Here is a 21847-nt window from a genome sequence, read left to right on the forward strand (position 1 = left end):
GGTCGCGGTGGCGGGGCCCGCCGCGAGCGGTGGGTCAGTGCCCGCCGCCGGCGAGGACGAAGACGATGGCCACCCAGACGGCGGCGAGGGTGAAGCCCAGCGGGGCGACGTAGCGGCTCATGGACGGCTCCGGGTGGCGGCTGGACGGTCCGCGTGCGGGGGCGGACCGCAGGGGGTGGGGACGCGCACACGAAGTCGTGACCGGGCGGCTCCCGGCGACGTCCGGGATCGGACGGCGCGGCACGCGCACCTCGGCGTGGGCCGGGTGGCGGGGAGCGGAGCGGGGTCAGCTCACCAGACTGAGTCGTGGCTCAGCGGGGCTGACCATCGGCCCGGCCACGACTGGGAGGATCGCTATCTCGCACAGCGATCACCTCCTGAAGTCGGCCCGGCCGGAACGTCGATGATCGTACACCCGCGTGGCCGCCGGGACGCACTCGGCCGACCGGCCGGCGGCCCCTCCACCGCCCGGTCGGGCCCGCCCGTTCCGGGGCCGGCCCGCCCTCACCAACGTGACCAGCACGGCGGCGAACAGTGGCAGCCAGCAGCACCAGGGCGAGCACCCAGCCCGGGGAGTTCGGTGCGCTGTGCAGCCCCGGCAGGGCGGCCCCGCCCCGGGCGGCCAGCGCGGTCACCGCGACCAGGACCGGCTGGTGCCACAGGTAGCCGACCGGGGTGGCGTGACGGGCCAGCCTGGGCCAGCGGGCCAGCGGGCCAGCAGCGGTCGGCCGGCCGGGGCGTCCGGGCCCAGCAAGGTCTGCCGCAGGGCCATGGCGATCGGTTGCCGGGTCACCACCGGGAGGCTACGGGCCGGCGTCCCCGGAGTGCGTCCCACCAGGGGTTGATCCCGGTGTCGTACCCCAATGTGACGCGACTCCCGTTAGCGCTTACCTGCCGGTAACGCCTAGGCTCCGACGCGTCCGTGCTGACCATTCGCAAGGGGGAACCGTGGCCCGTACCGTGCTGGTGACCGGGGGCAACCGGGGAATCGGCCTGGCCATCGCGCAGGCGTTCGCCAAGCAGGGCGACCGGGTGGCGGTGACCCACCGCAGCGGCGAGGCGCCCGACGGTCTGTTCGGGGTGCGCGCCGACGTCACCGACGCGGCCTCGATCGACGCCGCGTTCACCACCGTGGAGGCCGAGCTGGGGCCGGTCGAGGTGCTGGTCTCCAACGCGGGCGTCACCGACGACACGCTGCTGCTGCGGATGTCCGAGGAGCAGTTCACCGGGGTGCTGGACACCAACCTCACCGGCGCGTTCCGGTGCGCGAAGCGGGCCTCCGGCAAGATGCTGCGGGCCAGGTGGGGCCGCATGATCTTCGTCTCGTCGGTGGTCGCGCTCTCCGGTGGCGCCGGTCAGGTCAACTACGCCGCCAGCAAGGCCGGCCTGGTCGGCGTGGCCCGCTCGATCACCCGGGAGCTGGGCAGCCGCAACATCACCGCGAACGTGGTGGCGCCCGGCTTCATCGACACGGACATGACCGCCGTCCTGTCCGAGGACCGCAAGGCGGAGATCCGCAAGTCCATCCCGGCCGGCCGGATGGCCAGCCCGGACGAGGTCGCGGCAGTGGTCACCTGGCTGGCCGGGGACAGCGCCGGGTACATCTCCGGTGCCGTGATCCCGGTCGACGGTGGCCTCGGCATGGGCCACTGACCCGCGCTTTCTGACAACGTACGGAGGAACCCCCGGATGTCCGGACTGCTCGCCGGTAAGCGGCTGCTCGTCACCGGTGTCATCACCGACGCCTCGATCGCCTTCTCGGTGGCGAAGCTCGCCCAGGAGAACGGCGCCCAGGTCGTGCTCACCGGCTACGGCCGGCTCTCCCTGGTCGAGCGGATCGCCAAGCGGCTGCCCGAGCCCGCCCCGGTGATCGAGGTCGACGTGACCAACACGGAGCACCTGGCCAACCTCGCCGACCGGGTCCGCGAGCACGTCGACGGGCTCGACGGCGTCGTGCACTCGATCGGGTTCGCCCCGCAGAGCTGCCTGGGCGGCGGCTTCCTCGACGCCCCCTGGGAGGACGTGGCCACCGCACTGCACGTCTCCACCTACTCGTACAAGTCGCTGGCCATGGCGGCGCTGCCGCTGATGTCCGCCGGCGGCGCGGTGGTCGGCCTGACCTTCGACGCGACGAAGGCGTGGCCGGTCTACGACTGGATGGGCGTGGCCAAGGCCGGCCTGGAGTCCGCGTCCCGCTACCTGGCGCTGCACCTGGGCAAGCAGGGCATCCGCAGCAACCTGGTCGCCGCCGGGCCGCTGCGCACCATCGCCGCCAAGTCGATCCCCGGCTTCGACCAGTTCGAGGACGCCTGGACCGAGCGGGCCCCGCTGGGCTGGAACCTCACCGACCAGGAGCCCGCCGCCCGGGCCTGCCTGGCGCTGCTGTCCGACTGGTTCCCGGCCACCACCGGCGAGATCGTGCACGTCGACGGCGGCTACCACGCCATCGGCGCCTGACGTCCCCGGCGGCGCCCCCGAGGGCCGCCCCGTGTGATCTGCGCGGGCCGGACCAGGGGGCGTCGCCGGGCGGTTACGGCCGGGGGGCAAGAATGGACCCATGGCGTACGACGCGGTGGTGCTGGTGTCCTTCGGTGGGCCGGAGCGGCCCGAGGACGTGATGCCGTTCCTGCAGAACGTGACCCGGGGCCGGGGCGTGCCGCCCGAGCGGCTGGCCGAGGTCGCCGAGCACTACCAGCACTTCGGCGGTGTCTCCCCGATCAACCAGCAGTGCCGTGACCTGCTGGCCGCCGTCCGCGCCGACTTCGCCGCACACGGTCTCGACCTGCCCGTCTACTGGGGCAACCGCAACTGGGACCCGCTGCTCGCGGACACCGTGACCCGGATGCGCGACGACGGCGTCACCCGGGCGCTCGCCTTCGTCACCAGCGCGTACGGCGGCTACTCGTCCTGCCGGCAGTACCAGGAGGACATCGCCGCCGCCCGCGCCGCGGTCGGCCCGGACGCCCCGGTGATCGAGAAGCTGCGCCAGTTCTGGGACCATCCCGGCTTCGTCGAGCCGCACGTCGACGCGGTCCGGGCCGCCCTGGGCCAGCTCGACACGGCGAAGCGGGACACCACCCGGTTGGTCTTCACCGCCCACTCCGTCCCCACCTCGATGGCCGCCAACGCCGGCCCGCACGGCGGCCGGTACGAGGCGCAGCTGCGCGAGACCGCCCGGCTGGTTGCCGCGGCCGCCGCTCCCGACCTGCCGTACGACCTGGTGTGGCAGAGCCGCTCGGGCCCGCCGCACGTGCCGTGGCTGGAGCCGGACGTCAACGACCACCTGGCGACCCTCGCGCAGGGCGGCACCACCGCCGTGGTGGTCAGCCCGATCGGGTTCGTCTCCGACCACCTGGAGGTGGTGTGGGACCTGGACACCGAGGCGCTGGAGACGGCCAAGCAGCTCGGCCTGGACTTCGTCCGGGCCGGCACCCCGGGCACCGACCCGCGCTTCGTGGCCATGGTGCGTGAGCTGGTCACCGAGCGGATCGACCCGGACGGCGCGCAGCTGCGCCGCCGCCTGGGCGAGCTGCCCATGTGGGACACCTGCCCCACCGTCTGCTGCGTGCCGACCCGCCGCCCCTGACCTCTGAGGATCATCATGCATGACCGCAAGCCCGTGCAGAGCTGGCTGACCGACATGGACGGCGTGCTGGTGCACGAGGGCCAGCCGGTGCCCGGCGCGCCGGAGTTCATCAACCGGCTGCGCGCCTCCGGCAAGCCGTTCCTGGTGCTCACCAACAACTCGATCTACACCCCCCGCGATCTGACCGCCCGGCTGAGCCGGATGGGTCTGGACGTGCCGGAGGAGTCGATCTGGTCGTCCGCGCTGGCCACCGGCCAGTTCCTCGCCGACCAGCGGCCGGGCGGCACCGCGTACGTGATCGGGGAGGCCGGGCTGACCACGGCGCTGCACGCGGTCGGGTACGTGCTCACCGACTTCGCCCCGGACTACGTGGTCCTCGGTGAGACCCGCACCTACAGCTTCGAAGCGATCACCAAGGCGGTCCGGCTGATCAACGACGGGGCCCGCTTCATCTGCACCAATCCCGATGTGACCGGCCCGTCCGTGGAGGGCGCGCTGCCCGCCGCCGGCTCCGTCGCCGCCATGATCTCCAAGGCGACCGGGGTGGAGCCGTACTTCGTGGGCAAGCCGAACCCGATGATGATGCGCTCGGCGCTGAACACGATCAACGCGCACTCGGAGAGCACCGCGATGATCGGCGACCGGATGGACACCGACATCCTGTGTGGCCTGGAGGCCGGGCTGGAGACCATCCTGGTGCTCACCGGGATCAGCAGCCGCACCGAGGCGGAGCGTTACCCGTACCGCCCGTCCCGGATCATCAACTCGGTCGCGGACCTGCTCGACGAGGTGTGATCGGCTGGTTTCGGCGGCCCGCCGCCATGCGCCGGTGCTGCCGGCGAACCACGATGATCATCCAGACGAAGAACAGCATCTCGACGGCGGCGAACAGGAGAAACACCGCGGTGCCGACCATGGTTGCCTCCCGTCAGGGGCGCAGTGGAGCGTTGCAGGCGGCCACCAGCGCCTGCCGGCAGGCCGTGGTCAGCGGGCGGAGCGCGGCGTCGCGCTGCTGCGCCTCGTAGTTGTTGATCGCGCCACCGGGCGCGGCGTGCCCGGCCAGCGCCAGCACCCGGTCGAGCACCGCGGCGCGGGCGAAGAGCCGGCGGGCCCGGGGGTCGAAGCCCGGTGGCAGGTCGGTGGCGCCGTCCGGGCGGCGCAGCGCGGCCAGCGCCCCGGCCAGCTCCGGCCGCCACTGGGCGACGTCGAGACGGGTCAGCGCGGCGGTGGTCTCGGCCAGCGCGGCGGCCAGTTCGGCCTCCGCCTCGGCGGCGCCGGGCAGCGACAGGGAGGCGGCGGGCGCGTTGGCCGGCAGCGGGTACACCCGCCAGAGCACCGTCTCGAAACAGTCCCCGGAGCCGGAGGTGTGCAGCCGGACGTGCGGGATCAACCCGAGGCCGCCGGCCACCACCGCCTCGCCCGCGACCAGGGCCGCGCCGGCGAAGTCGCCGGGGCCGGGCAGCCCCCGGGGGTCGCCCGGCGCGGGCAGCACCAGGCGGATCTCGTCCGGGGAGAGCTTGGCCAGGGTGGGCAGCGCGGCGCCCAGCGGGACGTCGGTCCAGGTGCCGGGGGCGTCCGCCACGAGGTGCTCCTCGTCGCCGGCGATGGCGTCGGCGACTTCGTCGTACGGCACCAACCCGGCGCGCCACGCGCGCACCCAGGCGACGAACCGGCTCGACCGGCGCGGCGTGAGTGTGGCCGCGCCCGCTGCGGGGGTGGACATGCCGAAAGGGTACGTGGTCACCGCCGGCCCTGTCTCGACTGCCGCTCCGGCCGCCCTGCCTGCCCCGAACTGCCCCCTTCGCCCCACTCCAGGCCCGTCCCTGCTCGCCGTCTGCTCTCCCTCCGGTCGCCCTCCGCTGATGTCGATCATGGCACCACAACCATGATCGGCGGGGTGGGCGGGGGCGGTGGGGCGGTGTGTCGGGGTGGTGGTCGGCGGCGGCGGGGTTAGCGTGATCGACATGGCGGGGCGATACGGCGAGGACGTGTTGGCGGGGGACTGGCGGCGGCGGAAGGTCACCCCGGAGGTGGACGCCGAACCGGATCTCGTGGTGGAGGACGCCGACTCCGGGTTCTGCGGGGCGGTCGTCGGCTTCGAGTCCGGCGCGGTGGTGCTGGAGGACCGGCACGGCCGGCGGCGCAACTTCCCGCTGCTGCCGGCGGCGTTCCTGCTCGACGGTCGCCCGGTGACGCTGCGCCGTCCGGCCCGCGCACCGGTGCCGGCGGCCCGCCGGCGTACCGCGTCCGGCTCGGTGGCCGTGGACAACGTCCGCGCCCAGGTGGCCAAGGCCAGCCGGATCTGGGTGGAGGGCGTCCACGACGCCGCGCTGGTCGAGCGGATCTGGGGCGACGACCTGCGCATCGAGGGCGTGGTCGTGGAGCCGCTGGACGGCATCGACGCACTGGACGCCGAGGTGCGCGACTTCGCCCCCGGCCCGACCCGGCGACTCGGCGTGCTCGTCGACCACCTGGTGCCCGGCAGCAAGGAGAGCCGGATCGTGGCCCGGGTGACCTCGCCGTACGTGCTGGTGACCGGGCATCCGTACGTGGACGTCTGGCAGGCGGTCAAGCCGGCCGCGCTGGGCATCGCGGCGTGGCCGGTCGTGCCGCCGGGACGGCCGTGGAAGGAGGGGGTCTGCGCGGCCCTCGGGGTGGCCGAGCCGGCCGACATGTGGCGGCACATCCTGTCCCGGGTGAACAGCTTCGCCGACGTGGAGACCCCCCTGATCAACGCCGTGGAACGCCTCATCGACTTCGTCACCGAGCCGGCCTGAGCTGCCCCGCCGCGTCTCGCGCCGGGCCGGGGTCGCAGGCGCGGGTCAGGGTTCCTGGTCGGGCGTGCGGGTGTGGACGAAGGTCGCGATGTCCAGGGCGACCGGCCCGCCCCGCTCGTCGCGCAGGACGGTGAGGATCTCGCCGTTCTCTCCACCGGCGCGGCCCCGCCAGCGGTCCGGTCCCTCGGGGACGAAGCGCAGGTCCGGCGCGCCCACCGGGCCGGCGCGCAGCTCGCCGGCGGCGTCCACGGACACCTCGATCTCGGTGCCCATCCACCACCAGCGGCCGGTCACTCGGCCAGCTCGGCCGGCGGCGCCGCGGCGGCCGGCCGCCACGGGGTGACCGGCGCGGGTTCGGCGTCCAGCACCAGGGTGAGCAGCTGCCGGCCGAGTGCGCCGATGTGCCCGGTGCGCAGGCCGTACGAGTTGGCGAAGCCGACCACGGCGGTGCGGGACGGCCGGTGCACGGCCAGCGAGGCGATGTAGCCGGGCATCGAGCCGCCGTGCCCGACGTACACCCGGTCGCCTTCCCGGAAGAGTTCCAGCCCGAGGCCGTGCCCGGAGGTCCAGGAGTCCAGGTCGCTGATCACCACGGGGCTGCACATCTCGGTCAGCGTCGTGGCGGCCAGCACCGACGGGGCCGGGTCGGCCAGGAACGCGGCCCACCGGCCCAGGTCCTCGATCGTCGACCAGAGCTGCCCGGCCGGGGCCATCGCCCCGGTGTCGGTACGGGGCTCCTCGCGCAGCGTGTCGTGCCAGGGGTGGACGACGTAGCCGCGGGCGAACGGCTCGGTGGCCGCGTACGTGGTGCGGCGCATCCCCAACGGGGTGAGGATCCGCTGGTCGAGCAGGTCCGCCCAGGGCGTCCCGGTGAGTCGTTCGAGCACCCCGCCGAGCAGCCCGTACGCCAGGTTGGAGTAGTGGTACGTGGCGTGCGGCGGGTAGGCGATCTTGTCGGCGGTCAGCCCGGCGAGCAGGGTGGCCAGGTCGGCGCCCGCGGTCCGCTCCCACCACTCGCCGTCGGGTTCACGCTGGATGCCGCTGGCGTGCCCGAGCAGTTGGCGCAGGGTGAGCGTGCCGACGCCGGTGCCCGGCAGGTGTCGTTCCAGCGGGTCGTCCACGGCGAGCCGGCCGGCGTCGCGCAACTGCATGATCAGGGTGGCGGTCATCGTCTTGCTGATCGAGCCCAGCCGGTACTGGAGGTCGACGCCCGGGTGGGGGTGCTCGCCGGCGACGGCCAGGTGCGCCAGCGTGCCGTCGCGGACCACGCCCAGCACCAGCGACGGGGCGCGGCCGTCGGCCTGTGCCCGGGCCACCCGGGCGTCGATCTGTCGGGCGGTCTCGGGCAGCAGGGTCAACGGGATCTCCTCGCTCATCGGCTCGGGCGGGCCACCGGTGTGGGCTGTTTCGGGGGGCCAGGTGGGTTTCGCCGAGCCTACTGATCATCACGGGTCGGCCGCGCGTGCATTTGCGTGTCACGATCGTGGTGTGGACGCCGTGGTGTGGATCGTGTTGGGTGTGGTGCTGGTAGTCGCCGAGATCTTCACGACGACGCTATTTCTGATCATGTTCGGGGCGGGCGCGTTCGCCGCCGCGGGTGCGGCCGCCCTGGGCGCGCCGGTGGCGGTGCAGGCGCTGGTGTTCGCGGTGGTGTCGGCGTTGAGCCTGCTGGTGGTCCGGCCGGTCATCCGGCGGCATCAGCGGACGGCGCTGGACAGCGGCGAGCAGCCGTTCGGCGTGGAGGCGATCGAGGGCTCCACGGCGTTGGTGTTGGAACGGGTGGACGCCGAGCGCGGCCTCGTCAAGATCGACGGAGAGCTGTGGAGCGCCCGGGCGTACGACACGACGCAGATCTACGAGCCCGGTCAACGGGTGCGGGTGATAAAGGTCCGGGGCGCGACCGCCCTGGTCTGGCAGGACGACGTTTCTTCCGCCGGCGAGCTGCCGGAAGCGAGAGGGTGAACGGGATGACGGTCATAGGCGTGCTGGTGATAGCGGTGGCGTTGATCGCTGTCGTGACGCTGGCCAAGGCGGTGCGGATCGTGCCGCAGCAACGCCAGGACGTGGTGGAACGGCTCGGCAAGTACAAGCGCACGCTCAGCCCCGGCCTCAACCTCCTGGTGCCCTTCATCGACGCGGTGCGCACCAAGGTCGACATGCGGGAGCAGGTGGTCAGTTTCCCGCCGCAGCCGGTGATCACCTCGGACAACCTGGTGGTCTCGATCGACACGGTCCTCTACTTCAAGGTGGTCGACGCGGTCCGGGCGACGTACGAGATCTCCAGCTTCCTGCAGGCCATCGAGCAGCTCACCGTCACCACGCTGCGCAACGTGATCGGCTCGCTGGACCTGGAGCGGGCGCTGACCAGCCGGGACGAGATCAACCGGCACCTCTCCGGCGTGCTGGACGAGACCACCGGCCGCTGGGGCATCAAGGTGACCCGGGTGGAGATCAAGGCCATCGAGCCGCCGGCCAGCATCCGTGACTCGATGGAGAAGCAGATGCGCGCCGAGCGGGACCGGCGTGCGGCGATCCTCACCGCCGAGGGGCACAAGCAGTCGCAGATCCTGACCGCCGAGGGTGAGAAGCAGTCCGCGGTGCTGCGGGCCGACGGTGACCGGCAGGCCCGGATCCTGCAGGCCGAGGGGCAGGCGAAGGCGATCCGGACGGTCTTCGACGCGATCCACCAGGCGAACCCGAGCCAGAAGGTGCTCGCCTACCAGTACCTGCAGGCCCTGCCGCAGATCGCCCAGGGCAGCGCCAACAAGGTCTGGATCGTGCCGGCCGAGCTGACCAAGGCTCTGGAGGGGATGGGTGGCGCGCTCGGCGGGCTGAGCAAGATGGTGGGGGACCTGCCCGCGCCGGAGGCGGCCGACCACGCGAGCCAGGTCGAGCGCGAGGCCGCGGAGGCCGCGCAGGCCGCGGCGGACGCCGCCCAGCAGATCCACGACGAGGTACGCGTGGCCGAAGCGCAGGCCACCGGTGGCAAGGGGCCGCAGGGGCTGCCCGCGCCGGAGCCGGTGTCCCCGACCAGCCTGGTCAACGACCCGACCGACCAGCGCGAGCGCGAGTAACCGAGTACGCCGGCCCAGCCGGCCGGTTAAATGCGAGAAAGACTCATGGGGCGCTCCGACGCCTGCCACGATCGGTCCTAGGACGGGTGGTGACCAGGCAATCGGGGCGCCCCGGCGCGTTCCGCACCGCTCGTGGACGAGCGAGGTGACGCATGAAGGATCCGGCGAATCGGATGTGGTCCTCGGCCCCGGTGCCCGGCGCGCACGACCCCGCCGGCCCCCTGGGCTCCCGGCGTACCGGTGGTGGCTTCGGCGTACTGCCGTTCGTCGGCGATCCGGGCCCGGCCGGGCCGGCAACGAACGCCAGTTGGGCCTGGTCGGTGCGCCGGTTCGCGCGGGCGGCGGTGTGGCTGCTGCCCGCGTACGCCATCCTCTACGGCGCGGTGGCGATGGCCAGCGACGGCGGGGTGGGCAACGACCCGTATCCGGCCGACGGCCAGGCGGCGTACCTCATCGGCTGGGTGGCCGCGGTCTGGCTCGGCCTGCTCGCGCTGCTGGCCCTCACCGGGCTGCTGGCCGCGACCCGCAGCCGCCGGGAGGCCACCGCCGGGCTGCTGGTCAGCATCGCCGGCACCGTGCTGATGCTGCCGTTCACCGGGCTCGCCGAGCAGACGCCGGTCTTCGGCACCACCGCGCGTTCGCTGGTCCTGGTCGGCGCCACCTTCTACAGCGTGGGCTGGTTGCTCACCGGGTGGGCGGTGGCCCGCTCGGGCACGTTCAGCCTCGGCGACGGGGTGATGCTGATCATCGCCGCGCCGCTGCTCGGCCTGGGAGGTGCCCTGATCGGCTCGTTGCAGACGTTCGGCGCGATCTTCGTGCTGATCGCCGGCATCGGGATCGGCTACCGCTCCGGCCGCCTGATGCCCCGCGAAACGGCCCGCGACGCCGCCAGCGCCAGCCTCTCCACCCCAACCCCCTAACCCCACCCACCCCATCCCACCCATCCCACGCTCGCACCCGCGTTCCGCCTGTTGATCATGAAGTTATCGCCCTCCGCCTCGGCGAGTCGCGGCAATAACTTCATGATCACCGGCGCGGGCGCGGGCGCGGGCGCGGGCGCGGGCGCGGGCGCGGGCGCGGGCGGGGGTGCGGGGTGGGGTTTGGTGGGAAGTTGCTGGTGGGGGGTGGTGAAGTTGCTGACAATCGGCGGCCGGGGGTGGTCGGTTGGCGGCTTTCGTGGCAATCCTGGGGAGCATGGCCGCCTCTCGCTCGCCGCTGTCGCGGCTGTTCACCGTGCTGCTCGCCGGCTTGCTGGCCGGGCTCGTCCTGGCGGTCGCCGCGCTGCCGGGCAACCTGCTGCTCGGGTTCGCCGCCCGCTCCGCGATCGGGTCGTACGCCGCATTGCCGGACTCGCTGCGCACCCCGGCCACCCCGCAGCGCTCCTACCTCTACGCCAACGACGGCAAGACGCTGATCACGACGTTCTACGACGTGAACCGCACCGACGTGGCGCTGGCGGACATCGCCCCGGTGATGCGACAGGCGATCGTGGCGGCCGAGGACCGGCGGTTCTACTCGCACGGCGGCGCCGACCTGCGCGGCCTGGCCCGCGCGCTGGTGGCCAACGTCAAGGGTGGCGGCACCGAGCAGGGCGGCTCGACGCTGACCATGCAGTACGTCCGTAACGTGCTCAAGACCGACCCCACCCGCACCGCCGAGGAGCGCGCCGCCGCCACCGATCCCACCGTCGGGCGCAAGATCCAGGAGATCCGGTACGCGAGCGCGCTGGAGCAGAGCCTCGGCAAGGACGAGATCCTCAACCGGTACCTGAACATCGCCTACTTCGGCTCCGGCGCGTACGGGATCGCGGCGGCCAGCCAGCGGTACTTCGGCAAGCTCCCGGCACAGCTGACCCTCGCCGAGTCGGCCCTGCTCGCCGGCCTGGTGCAGTCCCCGGACGCGTACAGCCCGATCGACGGGGACTCCGACGCGGCGCTGGCCCGTCGGTCGTACGTGCTGGACTCGATGGCCGACACCGGGGCGATCACCGCCGCCCAGGCCGCGCAGGCCAAGGCCGAGCCGCTGACCCTGCACCCCACCGCGCAGCCCAACGGCTGCACCGCCGTGGCCCAGGGCCACGACGACTGGGGCTACTTCTGCGACTACCTGCGTCGCTGGTGGGTGACCCAGCCGGCGTTCGGGGCGACCGTCCCGGAGCGCGAGCAGGCCCTGCGCGCGGGCGGCTACACCGTGGTCACCTCGATGGACCCGCAGGTCCAGGCCACCGCGCAGCAGCAGGCCACCAAGGTCTACGGGTACGACAACAAGCGGGCGCTGCCGATCGCGGCCGTGCAGCCGGGCACCGGGCAGGTGCTGGCGATGGCGGTCAACCGGCACTACAGCCTGGCCGACAACCCGGCCGGGCAGGCCAACTACCCGAACACCGTCAACCCGCTGATCTCCGGCGGCGCCAGCGTCGTCGGGTACCAGGCCGGCTCGACGTTCAAGCTGTTCACCATGCTCGCCGCGCTGGAGTCGGGCCGTACCCTCTCCACCGGCTTCGACGCGCCCGCCAAGCTGCCCACCCGGTACGCCGCCGAGGGCCCGGGCAGCTGTGACGGCCACTGGTGCCCCGCGAACGCCAACCCGGACTGGATGGACGGGTACCGGATGATGTGGGACGGCTTCGGCCGCTCGGTGAACACCTACTTCGTCTGGCTGGCCGAGCAGGTCGGCCAGGACAAGGTGGTGGAGATGGCGCAGCGACTCGGCATCACCTTCCGCGCCGACACGGACGCCGCCTTCGCCAAGAACGACGCCGCCAACTGGGGTTCGTTCACGCTCGGCGTGGCGGCGACCACCCCGCTGGACCTGGCCAACGCGTACGCCACGGTGGCCGCCGAGGGCACCTACTGCACGCCGGTGCCGGTGATCTCGGTGACCGACGCGAAGGGCGCGAAGGTGCCGGTCGGGCAGCCGTCCTGCAAGCGGGTGCTCGACGCCGACGTGGCCCGCGCCGCGACCGACGCCGCCCGGTGCCCGGTCGGGCAGCAGTCGCCGTACGGGCAGTGCAACGGTGGCACCGCCACCGGCGTGAACGAGATCCTCGACGGCCGCCCGGTGGCCGGCAAGACCGGTAGCTCGGAGGAGAACGCCACCGAGACGTTCGTCGGCTTCACCCCGCAGGTCGCGGTCGCCGGCATCGCCGCCAACCCGGACGACCCGACCGACTCGGTGGGTTCCGCGGTGCAGGCCAAGGTGATCGACGCGGTGGCCCGGGTCATCGCCACCGCGGTGAAGGGGCAGCCGGAGAAGGCGTTCGTCGCGCCGAGCCGTGAGCTGGCCGGCGAACCCCGCCGCCCGGTCGAGCGCGCGCCCGTCGTTCCGGACCGCCGGTCGGACCAGGACGACCCCCGGTCGCTGCTCCAGCGCTGGCTCAACCGCCGGGGCTGACCCGCCGCCCCGCGGCGTTCCTCGCGATCGTGCACCTCCGGCCGTCGATCGGTCCGGGACAGCCTCTGCCGATCCTGAGGGCGGGCCGGTCAGCGCTCCCGGCGCCGGGGGCGGTAGCTGGCGATCGTGGCGGGCAGGCCCCGCCGGATGATCCCGGCCCAGTCGGTGTCGCCGCGCAGCACCGCCGCCGCGGTCTTGCGCGCCTGCTCGGCCGTGAAGTGCGGTGGCAGCATCAGCTCGGCCGGGTCGACCAGCGCGTTGATCACCGTCGGCCGGTCGGCGGCGAGGGCCCGTTCCCAGATCTCCGGCAGCTGGTCCGGTGAGTCGACCAGTTCGCCGTGCAGCCCGAGCACCTGCGCCCACTGGTGGTAGCCGATGTCCGGCAGCTGTTGACTGTCCGGGAACATCGGCGTCCCCTCGCTGGAGCGCTGCTCCCAGCTGACGAACGCCAGATCCCGGTTGTTGAGCACCAGCACCACGAACCGCGGGTCGGCCCAGCTCCGCCAGTACTTGGCCACGGTGATCAGCTCGTTGACCCCGTTCATCTGCATCGCGCCGTCACCGATCAGCGCGACGAGGGGCCGGTCGGGGTGGGCGAACTTGGCGCTCAGCGCGTACGGCATGGCGCCGCCCATGGACAGCAGCGTGCCGGAGAGGCTGGCCAGCATCCCGGGGCGGACCTGCATGTGCCGGGCGTACCAGGCGGTCGCGGTGCCGCAGTCCACGGCGAGCATCACGTCGTCGGGCAGCCGCTCGCTGAGCGTGCTGAACAGCAGCTGCGGGTTGACCGGGTCGGCGGGCTGCTCGGCCAGGTCGCGCTGCACGCGACGCCACGCCGTGGTGGCATCGGTGATCTCCGCCCGCCAGGCGGTCGGTCCGGGACCGGGGCCCAGCTCGCGCAGCAGCGCCCGCAGCGTGGGAGCCGCGTCGCCGGTCAGGTTCACCTCGGTCGGGTACCGCAGCCCGAGCTGGGTGCCGTCCAGGTCGATCTGCACTCCGCGGGCCTGGCCGGGCGGCGGGTAGAACTCCGAGTACGGCATGTTGCTGCCCACGATCAGCAGCCGGTCGCAGCCGGTCATCAGCTGCCAGCTCGGCCGGGTGCCGAGCAGCCCGACCGCGCCGGTCACCCACGGCTCCCGGTGGTCGACGACGGTGAAGCCGAGCAGCGCGGTGGCCACCCCGGCGCCGAGCCGGTGGGCGATCTCGCGGACCTCGTCCTGCGCGCCGAGCGCGCCCTGCCCCACCAGCATCGCCACCCGTTGCCCGCCGCGCAGCACCTCCGCGGCCCGCCGCAGGTCAGCCTCCGGCGGCACGGTCGGTGTGCTGCTCGGCACGTTGCTGGTGTGGTAGTAGCCGTGCGCGTACGGCGGCTGCGGGACGGCCGGTTCGTCCTGGAGGTCCGAGGGGAGCACCAGGGCGGTGACGGTCCGTCGGGCCAGCGCCGTACGGCACGCCCGGTCGACGAGGTGGCGGACCTGCGCCGGGTGGTCGAGCTGAGCCAGGAACGCTGCGGCCACGTCCTTGTAGAGGGCGAGTAGGTCGATCTCCTGGTAGTAGCCGCCGCCCTCGGCGGTGACCGCGGTGTGCCCGACGAGGGCGATCACCGGCTGGTGGTCGAGCTTGGCGTCGTACAGGCCGTTGAGCAGGTGGATGGCGCCCGGGCCGCTGGTCACCAGCGCGCAGCCCAGCGGCCCGCCGCCGTACTTGACGTGCGCCGAGGCGGCGAAGCCGGCGGTCTCCTCGTGCCGCACCTGGACGAACTGGGCACGTTCGTTGGTGCGTTGCAGGGCGGAGGTGAGGCCGTTGATGCCGTCGCCGGGGTAGCCGAAGTAGCGGTGCACGCCCCAACTGAAGAGGCGGGAGACGATGTGGTCCGCGACGGTCGGGTGCCGGGGCAGGATGCCTGCTTCGCCCGGCGCGGTGTGGTCTGAACTCACCTGGCTGGTCCTTCCCGTCGGGTCCGGTACGCCGCCCGCCATTCCCCTTCCTTCCCGGACAAAACGCCCTCGATGCCGCAGGCTGGACCGGCCCCGGAGTGCCGGGCCCGCCGTCCGGCAGAATCGTCGGGTGCCCGTCCACCAGATCACCGACCCCGACGACGACCGGATCGCCGACTACCGCGCGCTCACCGACGTCGAGCTGCGCACCCGCTGGGAGCCGCCGCACGGCCTGTTCATCGCGGAAGGGGAGCTGGTGCTGCGCCGGGCGCTGCGCGCCGGCTATCCGGCCCGGTCGTACCTCGTCGACGCCAAGCGGATCGACCAGCTCGCCGACCTGGACACCGGCGACGCGCCGGTCTACGCGGCGACGCAGGACGTGCTGCAACGGGCCACCGGCTTCCACGTACACCGGGGGGTGCTGGCGTCGTTCCACCGCCGACCGCTGCCGACGGCGGCCGAGGTGCTCGCCACCGCGCGCCGGGTGGTGATCCTGGAGGACGTCAACAACCACACCAACCTCGGCGCGATCTTCCGGGCGGTGGCGGCCCTCGGGGTGGACGCGGTACTGCTCTCGCCAAGCTGCGCCGACCCGCTCTACCGGCGCAGCGTCCGGGTCAGCATGGGCGAGGTCTTCGCCGTGCCGTACGCGAAGCTGGACCCCTGGCCGGACGCGTTCGCCGAGGTCCGGACGGCCGGGTTCACCATTCTGGCGATGACCCCGGCACCGGACGCGGTGCCGATTCAACGCCTCGACGCCACCCAGCGGGCCCGCTCGGCGCTGCTGCTCGGCGCCGAGGGCGCCGGCCTGACCCGGGCAGCCATGGACGCCGCCGACGTCCGGGTGGTCATCCCGATGCGCCGTGGGGTCGACTCACTCAACGTCGCGGCCGCCACCGCTGTGGCCTGCTGGGAACTGAGCCGCGACGACCCGTGGTGAGGGCGGGGAAGCCCTCGTCAGCCGGTGGACGCGGCGCGGATTCCGCCGCTGACCGTTCCCGCCAGCGGCGGGATGTCGAGTTCCGGTGTCACGGACGGTAGCGTGGCGGCCGTGTTCCCTACCGTCCGTGAGGTCCTCGCCCTCGACCCGGTCCGCCACGGCGCGCCGCGCGTGGTGGCCGGGGACACCGGGCTGGACCGGCCGGTCCGCTGGGTGCACGTCGCCGAGGTGCCGGACATCGCCACCCTGCTCGGTGGTGGTGAGCTGGTGCTCACCACCGGCATCGGGTTGCCCGGGGACGACGCGGGGCTGCGCGCGTTCATCGGCGACCTGGCCGACGTCGGCGTCTCCGGGCTCGTCGTCGAGCTGGGCCGCCGGTACGTCAGCGGGGTGCCCCGCGTCATGGCCGCCGCCGCCGAGCGGCGCGGCCTGCCCCTGGTGGAGCTGCGCCGCGCCACCCCGTTCGTGCGGATCACCGAAGCGGTGCACGCGCTGATCGTCGACGCGCAGCTCACCGAGCTGCGCGCCACCGAGGAGATCCACCAGCGGTTCACCGATCTCTCGGTCGAGGGCGCCGACGCCGGCGAGGTGATCCGGCAGGCCGCCGAGCTGTCCGGGTGCCCGGTGGTGTTGGAGAACCTGTCCCGGCAGGTGCTGGGGTACGACCCGGCGGGAGAGAGCGCCGAGCTGCTGCTGGACGGCTGGGAGCAGCACTCCCGGCGGATCCGGCCGGCCGGGCGGACCGCGTACGACCCGGACAGTGGCTGGCTGGTGACGGTCGTCGGCGCGCGGGGGCAGGACTGGGGGCGGCTGCTGCTGCGCTGGCCGGCCGGCGGGGAGCCGCCCACCCGCCGGGACGACAGCGCCGAGGTCTCACCTGGCGGCGGGCCGCCGACCCGGCTCACCATCCTGATCGAGCGGGCCGCGTCGACCCTCGCGCTGGGCCGGCTGATCCGCCGCGACGCCGAGGGGCTGGAACGGCAGATCCACCGCACCCTGCTGACCGCGTTGCTCGATCACTCCCGGCCGGTGGATGAGGTGGCGTTGCGGGCCAGGGCGCTCGGCGTGGTGCTGGAGCGCCGGCACCTGGTCGGTGTGATGGTCCGCCACCGGGCCGACGACCCGGCCGGCGAGGGTGGCCCCGAGGCCGGCCCGGCCCGGCTGCGGGACCTCTCCGAGGCGGTCGGCCAGGCGTTGCGGGAGGCGAAGCTGACCGCGCTGACCAGCGCGGTCGACGACCACTCGGTGGGCGCGCTGCTGGCCCTGCCGGACCCGGCCGCCGAGGACCGCGCGCTGTCCGCGTTCGCCACCGCGCTGCGTCGGGTACGCCTCGACGCCGGTGCGGTCCGCGCGGCGGAACCGTCCCGGGGTGGTGCGCCGGGCGGGGTGATCGTTGCGGCCGGCTCGGGGGTGGGCGGCCTGCGTGAGGCCCGACGGTCACTGGTCGAGGCGCGTCAGATCGCCGAGGCGGCCCGCCGGGACCGGCGTGACCTGCCGATCTTCCGGCTGCCGCACGTCGGCCTGGCCGGTCTGCTGCACCTGCTGCGCGACGAGCCCCGGTTGCAGACGTTCGTGGAGCGTGAACTGGGTGCGCTGCTGGAGTACGACGCGCGGCACCCCCGGGAGCGGCTGCTCGACACCCTGCGCGCGTACCTGGAGCAGGGCCGCAACAAGTCCGCCGGTGCCGCCGCCGCCCACCTGTCCCGGCCGGCGTTCTACGAACGCCTGGCCCGCATCGCCCGCATCCTCGACGTCGACCTCGACTCCGTCGAGGCCTCCCTCTCCCTCCACGTGGCCCTGCTGGCCCTGGACGCCGTCCGCACCCCCTGACCCCATCCCGGGCCCGGCCCTCGGCCCGTCCTGCGGCCCGTTGATCATGAAGTTGTTGCCATGACACGCCGGTACGAGTGGCAATAACTTCATGATCAACGGGGAGGGGAGGGGAGGGGAGGGGAGGGGAGGGGTGGGGAGGGGGGTCAGGTGAGGGAGGTCAGGGCTTTGGCGTAGGTGGGGGGGATGTGGTTGGGGCCGCCGGGGGTGAAGACGTCGGAGGTGGCCACGGCTGACCAGGCGGTGGCCGGGACGGCGTCGACCAGGGCGCGGATCACCGGGGCGTCGCGCCACTGGTCCTGCTCGGCGAGCAGGCCCAAAGCCACCACCGACTCCTCGACCTCGCCGACGCACTCGAACGGCTTGTGCCCGTCCACGCCGAGCAGCTCGCGGTAGCCGGGGATCTGCGCCGGGTCGGCGAGCAGGTCGCCGCCGAAGATGTGGGTGACCCGCTCCCGTGGCATGAACGGCGCCATGGCCAGGAAGACGAACCGGCACTTCGGGCAGTCGCGGCACCAGCGCTCGCTCGCGTCGCGCAGCTTGAACGCGGCGTTGCAGCTGGTCACCACGTCGTCGTACCGGGTGAACTCGGCGAACAGCCGGGCGATGTGCAGCTCGGACAGCGAGCGCAGCAGCGAAAAATACGGTTCGGTCAGGCCGGCGTGCTCGGCCAGCGCCCCCCGCAGCAGCCCTTCGGCCTCGACGCCCTTGGACCACTGGTGGTTGATCTCGTGGCCGTTCCAGACCAGGTTCGGGTCGGACGCCGAACGCTCGTTGGACATCACCACCGGGCCCAGACCGTGCAGCACCGCGGTCGCCACCGCGATCAGCGAGTTGATCGCGGTGACCGGGATGTGGCCGTTCAGCGCTCCGGCCGCGTTCAGGTCGAACAGCACCGGGTCGATCCGCCGCCGGGCGGCCAGCGGGGTCAACCCGGACGCCTCGTTGACCGAGACGATCACGTGGTTGGGGTTGACCGAGAACGGCACCGGGTCCAGCTCGGCGCGGCGCAGCGCCTCCAGGCTGACGATGGAGTCCTTGCCGCCGCCGACCGCGGAGAGCGGGCGACGGTCGGAGTTGTCGTACACCCGGGCCGGCGTCACCTCACCGGCCGGCACCTCCGGGCGCAGCTCCAGCACGTGCGGCAGCTGGTTGCGGTACGCGTACTCCGCCAGGCCCTTCGTGTAGACGGCCGTGACGTAGTCGGCGGTGGCCGCGCCCAGTGGCGCCGGCAGCACCAGCCGGGGCGGCGCGGCGGCCTTGTAGTAGCTGACGCCGGCGACCAGGTGCAGCACCTCGAGCACCCGGGAGAGGGTGGCCACCGTCTCGTCCGACGGCGGCGCTGCCGGCAGCGGCAGGGTGATGACCTCGGTGAACCGCTGTTCACCGGCCGGGCCGGTCAGGGCGTAGTCGAACAACACCTCGCCGGTGGCGAAGTCGATCGAGTAGGACGGGAAGGTGAAGGCGTCCATCCGCCGGAGCTGCTCGTTGGGCACACGCCATACTAGGCCCTGGTTCGTCCGGCCGTGTCCGGCTGCGCCGGACCATGCCCGCCCCACCTCCGCCGCGACCCCTGAGGAGAGCACCGTGCGCCTGTCTGACCTGCGCGGACGTACCGTCGCCGTCTGGGGCACCGGCCGGGAGGGCCGGGCCGCGGTGACCGCGATCGCCGCGCACGGCCCGGCCGAGCTCGTCGCCGTCGACGACAGCGCCAACTTCCTCTCGCTGCCGTGGGACGGCCCGCTGGCCGAGGCGGCCCCGCTGGTCACCGGCGAGGCGGGCTTCGAGCGGCTGGCCGCCGCCGACGTGGTGGTCCGCTCGCCCGGGGTGCCGCAGACCCACCCGTGGCTGATCGAGCTGCGCAAGCGCGGCGTGACCGTCACCCAGGGCACCGCGCTGTGGATGGCCGACCACGCCGCGCGCACCGTCGGGGTCACCGGCAGCAAGGGCAAGAGCACCACCTCCAGCCTGATCAGCCACCTGCTCACCGCGATGGGCCGGCCGAACGTGTTCGGCGGCAACATCGGCGTACCCACGCTCGACCTGCCAGAGGCCGAGCTGTACGTGCTGGAGCTGTCCAGCTACCAGTGCAGCGACCTCTCCGACTCCCCCCGGGTGGCCGTGGTCACCGCGCTCTTCCCGGAGCACCTGGACGCGCACGGCGGGGAGCGGGAGTACTACCGGGACAAGCTCAACCTGCTCGCCCACGACCCGGAGACGATCGTGGTGAACGGCGCCGACCCCCGGCTCGCCGCCGAGCTGGGTGACCGGCCGGCGGTCCGCGCCGGTCGCCCCGACACCACCAACGTCGCCACCGGCGCGGACGGAACCCCCTGGTTCCACCTCGGCGACCAGCCGCTCTTCCCGCGTGCCGTGCTGCCCCTGGTCGGCCGGCACAACGAGGGCAACCTGTGCGTCGCGCTCGCCGTGCTCGACGCGCTCGGCGTCGACGTGCTGGCCGCGAAGGACACCCTCGCCGTGGCGGTCGCCGAGTTCCAGGGGCTGGCCCACCGGCTCACCGAGATCACCGACCCGTCCGGGCTGACCTTCGTCGACGACACCCTCGCCACCAGCCCGTACGCGGCCATGCACGCCATCGACGCGTACGAGGGGCGGCCGTTGACCGTGATCGTCGGGGGCAACGACCGGGGGCTGGACTACGCGCCGCTGGCCGAGCACCTGGCCGAGCGGGAGCTGACCGTCATCGGCATCCCGGACAGCGGCAGCCGGATCGTGGCCGCCCTGGACGGGTTGCCCGGGGTGCGTGCCGAGCTGGTCGACGATCTGGTCGCGGCCGTGCGGTTGGCGCGCAAGCTCACCCCGGCCGGCGGGGTGGTGCTGCTGTCGCCGGCCGCTCCGAGCTACGGCCAGTTCCGCAACTTCGAGCACCGCTCCGAGGTCTTCGCCCAGGCCGTCGCCGACACCGCCGGGGTCTGACACGGCGCTGTGCAGCCCGGCCGGAATCAGCGCCCGTCGTGCAGGGCGCGCATCGAGCGGATCGCCGAGCGGATCTCCTGGAGGTAGCGCCCCGGCGTCAGCGTCTGCTCGGGCAGCACCGCCAGGTCGGCCAGCGTCGGGTCCACCCCGACGGTGTCGATGCCGCAGCCGTACGGCACGGCCAGGGTGCGCAGCGCGTCGCAGTGCTGGAACGGCACGTAGATCGGCGCGGTCACCATCAGCACCTCGTCGCCCGGGGCGAGCTGGACGTGCCCGGCCCAGAACCGCTGCGTGTCGGCGGTGTGCGCGCGCCGACGGCGCGGTTCGCTGGACGGCGCGGCGAGCACCCGTACCGGCGGCAGACCGGCGGGTCGGTAGGTCCGCGAGGACCAGGAGTGGTGCGGGTGCCCGGCGTCCACGCCGTCCTGCTCGGCCGGGGCGGTCACCCGGAACACCTGGCGGACCGCCGAGTCGAGCACGTCCACCTCGGTGTCGTCGGCGGGCAGGCCCGCGTCGGCCAGCGTCCGGCGTTCCCACTCCGACAGCGGCCGGAAGCTGCCCAGCACGGCGACCTCGCCGGTCACCCGCAGACCGGCGCGCAGCAGGTGCGCGGCGTACCCGACCCGGCGTACGCAGGCGTGCGCCAGGCCGCCGAGCACCACCAGGTGGGCGTACGCCCCTCGGGCCGGCGGCACCGGCAGGGTCAGGCCGAGCGCCGCCGCCGACGCGAGCACCAGCTCGGCGGTGGCGGCGTCGAGGTCCGGTTCGCGGGCGTCGGGCCGCTCCCTGCCGCCCCGGAAATCCCAGTGTCGCGCGGAGAACTCGTCCAGGAATCGGAGCACCTCGGCGAGGTCGCCCTCGGGCCAACGGCCACCGAAGTGCTCGACCAGCCGGCGCATCGGGTCCGCGCCGATCCACCCGGCGATGCCGGTGGCCGGGCCGCCCGTCGCCCCGACGGGCAGCGGTACGGGCAGCTCGGGCACCGCCGGATCGTACGGGATCGGCGCGACGCTCACCGGGCTGCTCGGCGAGCTGCTGCGCGGCATGGTGGTGACCTTCCCGTACTCCGGGGTGCTGGTGGCCGTCGAGAGCCGCCGGGACCTGGTGGCGTTCACCGGGCACTTCGCCCGCAACAGCCTGGCGCTGGTGGGTTTCCTGGCGGCGTACCACGGGTGGCAGGAGACCTCGCCGGTCGCGGCCCTGGCGGCCGGCTGGGTGGCCTTCGCGCTGGTGGCCGGGGCGCTGCACGCGGCCGCGCGGGTCGGCGTGGTCCACAGCCGCACGGGCGCTACCGCCGCCGGCTGACGCACTGTCAGGAGCGGGCGCGGTCTGCGCTACACAGTGGCAGTTGTCCACACCGGCCTCCGGTGGGA

General features: G+C 73.5%; 21 protein-coding genes. 13 read left to right on the plus strand and 8 right to left on the minus strand.

The window, feature by feature from the left end; genetic code table 11:
• Positions 1–34: 34 nt before the first annotated feature.
• Positions 35–244 (minus strand): hypothetical protein, encoded by a 210-nt coding sequence (locus AB0K07_RS10115; RefSeq protein WP_363752907.1) that lies wholly within the window; start codon positions 242–244, stop codon positions 35–37.
• A gap of 704 nt (positions 245–948) precedes the next feature.
• On the opposite strand from AB0K07_RS10115, the gene fabG reads away from it, so the two are divergent.
• The 4 genes from fabG to AB0K07_RS10135 all read left to right on the plus strand — a co-directional run bounded on the left by fabG (position 949) and on the right by AB0K07_RS10135 (position 4381).
• Positions 949–1653, plus strand: coding sequence for a 3-oxoacyl-ACP reductase FabG (gene fabG, locus AB0K07_RS10120; protein WP_363752910.1), 705 nt, complete (start codon positions 949–951; stop codon positions 1651–1653).
• Positions 1654–1689: 36 nt separating this feature from the next.
• Positions 1690–2457, plus strand: coding sequence for an enoyl-ACP reductase FabI (gene fabI / locus AB0K07_RS10125; protein WP_363752913.1), 768 nt, complete (start codon positions 1690–1692; stop codon positions 2455–2457).
• Positions 2458–2557: 100 nt separating this feature from the next.
• Complete coding sequence (locus AB0K07_RS10130; protein ID WP_363752916.1) at positions 2558–3586, plus strand: ferrochelatase; 1029 nt, start codon at positions 2558–2560, stop codon at positions 3584–3586.
• Positions 3587–3601: 15 nt separating this feature from the next.
• On the plus strand, positions 3602–4381 hold the full coding sequence (locus AB0K07_RS10135) for an HAD-IIA family hydrolase (RefSeq protein WP_030337797.1): 780 nt from the start codon (positions 3602–3604) through the stop codon (positions 4379–4381).
• Here AB0K07_RS10135 and AB0K07_RS10140 read toward each other — a convergent pair.
• Together AB0K07_RS10140 and AB0K07_RS10145 are read right to left on the minus strand one after the other, a co-directional pair.
• Positions 4347–4502: a hypothetical protein gene (locus AB0K07_RS10140; protein WP_363752920.1), complete on the minus strand. Its 156-nt coding sequence runs from the start codon at positions 4500–4502 to the stop codon at positions 4347–4349. The two genes, AB0K07_RS10135 and AB0K07_RS10140, sit on opposite strands and share 35 nt — an antisense overlap.
• A 12-nt stretch (positions 4503–4514) precedes the next feature.
• Entirely contained in the window at positions 4515–5309 is a 795-nt protein-coding gene (locus AB0K07_RS10145; protein WP_363752923.1) for a hypothetical protein, read from the minus strand.
• A gap of 241 nt (positions 5310–5550) precedes the next feature.
• Here AB0K07_RS10145 and AB0K07_RS10150 point away from each other — a divergent pair, with 241 nt between their 5' ends.
• Positions 5551–6363 carry a DUF3097 domain-containing protein gene (locus AB0K07_RS10150; protein WP_363752926.1) on the plus strand — a complete coding sequence of 271 codons (813 nt, stop codon included), beginning with the start codon at positions 5551–5553 and terminating at the stop codon, positions 6361–6363.
• A gap of 45 nt (positions 6364–6408) precedes the next feature.
• Here AB0K07_RS10150 and AB0K07_RS10155 read toward each other — a convergent pair whose 3' ends face one another.
• Positions 6409–6657, minus strand: a complete 249-nt coding sequence (locus AB0K07_RS10155) for a hypothetical protein (RefSeq protein ID WP_363752929.1) — start codon at positions 6655–6657, stop codon at positions 6409–6411.
• Positions 6654–7739 carry a serine hydrolase domain-containing protein gene (locus AB0K07_RS10160; RefSeq protein ID WP_363752932.1) on the minus strand — a complete coding sequence of 362 codons (1086 nt, stop codon included), beginning with the start codon at positions 7737–7739 and terminating at the stop codon, positions 6654–6656. The genes AB0K07_RS10155 and AB0K07_RS10160 overlap by 4 nt, the downstream gene beginning before the upstream one ends.
• Positions 7740–7851: 112 nt before the next feature.
• On the opposite strand from AB0K07_RS10160, the gene AB0K07_RS10165 reads away from it, so the two are divergent.
• The 4 genes from AB0K07_RS10165 (at position 7852) to AB0K07_RS10180 (ending at position 12830) form a co-directional block, all read left to right on the plus strand.
• Positions 7852–8325, plus strand: a complete 474-nt coding sequence (locus AB0K07_RS10165) for an NfeD family protein (protein ID WP_363752935.1) — start codon at positions 7852–7854, stop codon at positions 8323–8325.
• A 5-nt stretch (positions 8326–8330) separates the two neighbouring features.
• Complete coding sequence (locus AB0K07_RS10170) at positions 8331–9437, plus strand: SPFH domain-containing protein (protein WP_363752938.1); 1107 nt, start codon at positions 8331–8333, stop codon at positions 9435–9437.
• Positions 9438–9589: 152 nt separating this feature from the next.
• A complete protein-coding gene (locus AB0K07_RS10175) occupies positions 9590–10357 on the plus strand; it encodes a hypothetical protein (RefSeq protein WP_363752941.1) in 768 nt (255 codons plus the stop codon).
• A 274-nt stretch (positions 10358–10631) separates the two neighbouring features.
• On the plus strand, positions 10632–12830 hold the full coding sequence (locus AB0K07_RS10180; RefSeq protein ID WP_363752944.1) for a transglycosylase domain-containing protein: 2199 nt from the start codon (positions 10632–10634) through the stop codon (positions 12828–12830).
• 89 nt (positions 12831–12919) lie between these two features.
• Here the strand turns inward: AB0K07_RS10180 and AB0K07_RS10185 are convergent, their stop codons facing one another.
• Positions 12920–14767, minus strand: a complete 1848-nt coding sequence (locus AB0K07_RS10185) for a thiamine pyrophosphate-requiring protein (RefSeq protein WP_363752946.1) — start codon at positions 14765–14767, stop codon at positions 12920–12922.
• An 82-nt stretch (positions 14768–14849) separates the two neighbouring features.
• Between AB0K07_RS10185 and AB0K07_RS10190 the strand changes: the two genes are divergently transcribed.
• Together AB0K07_RS10190 and AB0K07_RS10195 are read left to right on the plus strand one after the other, a co-directional pair.
• On the plus strand, positions 14850–15707 hold the full coding sequence (locus tag AB0K07_RS10190) for an RNA methyltransferase (protein WP_363754243.1): 858 nt from the start codon (positions 14850–14852) through the stop codon (positions 15705–15707).
• A gap of 72 nt (positions 15708–15779) precedes the next feature.
• Positions 15780–17537 carry a PucR family transcriptional regulator gene (locus AB0K07_RS10195; RefSeq protein ID WP_363754246.1) on the plus strand — a complete coding sequence of 586 codons (1758 nt, stop codon included), beginning with the start codon at positions 15780–15782 and terminating at the stop codon, positions 17535–17537.
• A 146-nt stretch (positions 17538–17683) separates the two neighbouring features.
• Here AB0K07_RS10195 and AB0K07_RS10200 read toward each other — a convergent pair whose 3' ends face one another.
• Positions 17684–19033: a hypothetical protein gene (locus AB0K07_RS10200; protein WP_363752948.1), complete on the minus strand. Its 1350-nt coding sequence runs from the start codon at positions 19031–19033 to the stop codon at positions 17684–17686.
• 91 nt (positions 19034–19124) lie between these two features.
• Here AB0K07_RS10200 and murD point away from each other — a divergent pair, with 91 nt between their 5' ends.
• A complete protein-coding gene (murD, locus tag AB0K07_RS10205; RefSeq protein ID WP_363752951.1) occupies positions 19125–20474 on the plus strand; it encodes a UDP-N-acetylmuramoyl-L-alanine--D-glutamate ligase in 1350 nt (449 codons plus the stop codon).
• 26 nt (positions 20475–20500) lie between these two features.
• Here the strand turns inward: murD and AB0K07_RS10210 are convergent, their stop codons facing one another.
• Positions 20501–21520: a hypothetical protein gene (locus tag AB0K07_RS10210; RefSeq protein WP_363752954.1), complete on the minus strand. Its 1020-nt coding sequence runs from the start codon at positions 21518–21520 to the stop codon at positions 20501–20503.
• Between AB0K07_RS10210 and AB0K07_RS10215 the strand changes: the two genes are divergently transcribed.
• The gene (locus AB0K07_RS10215; protein ID WP_363752957.1) at positions 21519–21779 is read left to right on the plus strand and encodes a hypothetical protein; all 261 of its coding nucleotides are present in this window, start codon (positions 21519–21521) and stop codon (positions 21777–21779) included. The two genes, AB0K07_RS10210 and AB0K07_RS10215, sit on opposite strands and share 2 nt — an antisense overlap.
• The last annotated feature ends 68 nt before the right edge of the window (positions 21780–21847 follow it).

The sequence above is a fragment of the Micromonospora sp. NPDC049301 genome (assembly GCF_040678715.1).
Taxonomy (GTDB): domain Bacteria; phylum Actinomycetota; class Actinomycetes; order Mycobacteriales; family Micromonosporaceae; genus Micromonospora.

Coding starts and splice junctions, on each gene's coding strand:
- fabI (WP_363752913.1), top strand. CDS start 1,690: ATGTCCGGACTGCTCGCCGGTAAGCGGCTGCTCGTCACCGGTGTCATC.
- AB0K07_RS10130 (WP_363752916.1), top strand. CDS start 2,558: ATGGCGTACGACGCGGTGGTGCTGGTGTCCTTCGGTGGGCCGGAGCGG.
- AB0K07_RS10135 (WP_030337797.1), top strand. CDS start 3,602: ATGCATGACCGCAAGCCCGTGCAGAGCTGGCTGACCGACATGGACGGC.
- AB0K07_RS10140 (WP_363752920.1), bottom strand. CDS start 4,502: ATGGTCGGCACCGCGGTGTTTCTCCTGTTCGCCGCCGTCGAGATGCTG.
- AB0K07_RS10145 (WP_363752923.1), bottom strand. CDS start 5,309: ATGTCCACCCCCGCAGCGGGCGCGGCCACACTCACGCCGCGCCGGTCG.
- AB0K07_RS10150 (WP_363752926.1), top strand. CDS start 5,551: ATGGCGGGGCGATACGGCGAGGACGTGTTGGCGGGGGACTGGCGGCGG.
- AB0K07_RS10160 (WP_363752932.1), bottom strand. CDS start 7,739: ATGAGCGAGGAGATCCCGTTGACCCTGCTGCCCGAGACCGCCCGACAG.
- AB0K07_RS10170 (WP_363752938.1), top strand. CDS start 8,331: ATGACGGTCATAGGCGTGCTGGTGATAGCGGTGGCGTTGATCGCTGTC.
- AB0K07_RS10175 (WP_363752941.1), top strand. CDS start 9,590: ATGAAGGATCCGGCGAATCGGATGTGGTCCTCGGCCCCGGTGCCCGGC.
- AB0K07_RS10180 (WP_363752944.1), top strand. CDS start 10,632: ATGGCCGCCTCTCGCTCGCCGCTGTCGCGGCTGTTCACCGTGCTGCTC.
- AB0K07_RS10195 (WP_363754246.1), top strand. CDS start 15,780: ATGTCGAGTTCCGGTGTCACGGACGGTAGCGTGGCGGCCGTGTTCCCT.
- AB0K07_RS10215 (WP_363752957.1), top strand. CDS start 21,519: ATGGTGGTGACCTTCCCGTACTCCGGGGTGCTGGTGGCCGTCGAGAGC.
- AB0K07_RS10210 (WP_363752954.1), bottom strand. CDS start 21,520: ATGCCGCGCAGCAGCTCGCCGAGCAGCCCGGTGAGCGTCGCGCCGATC.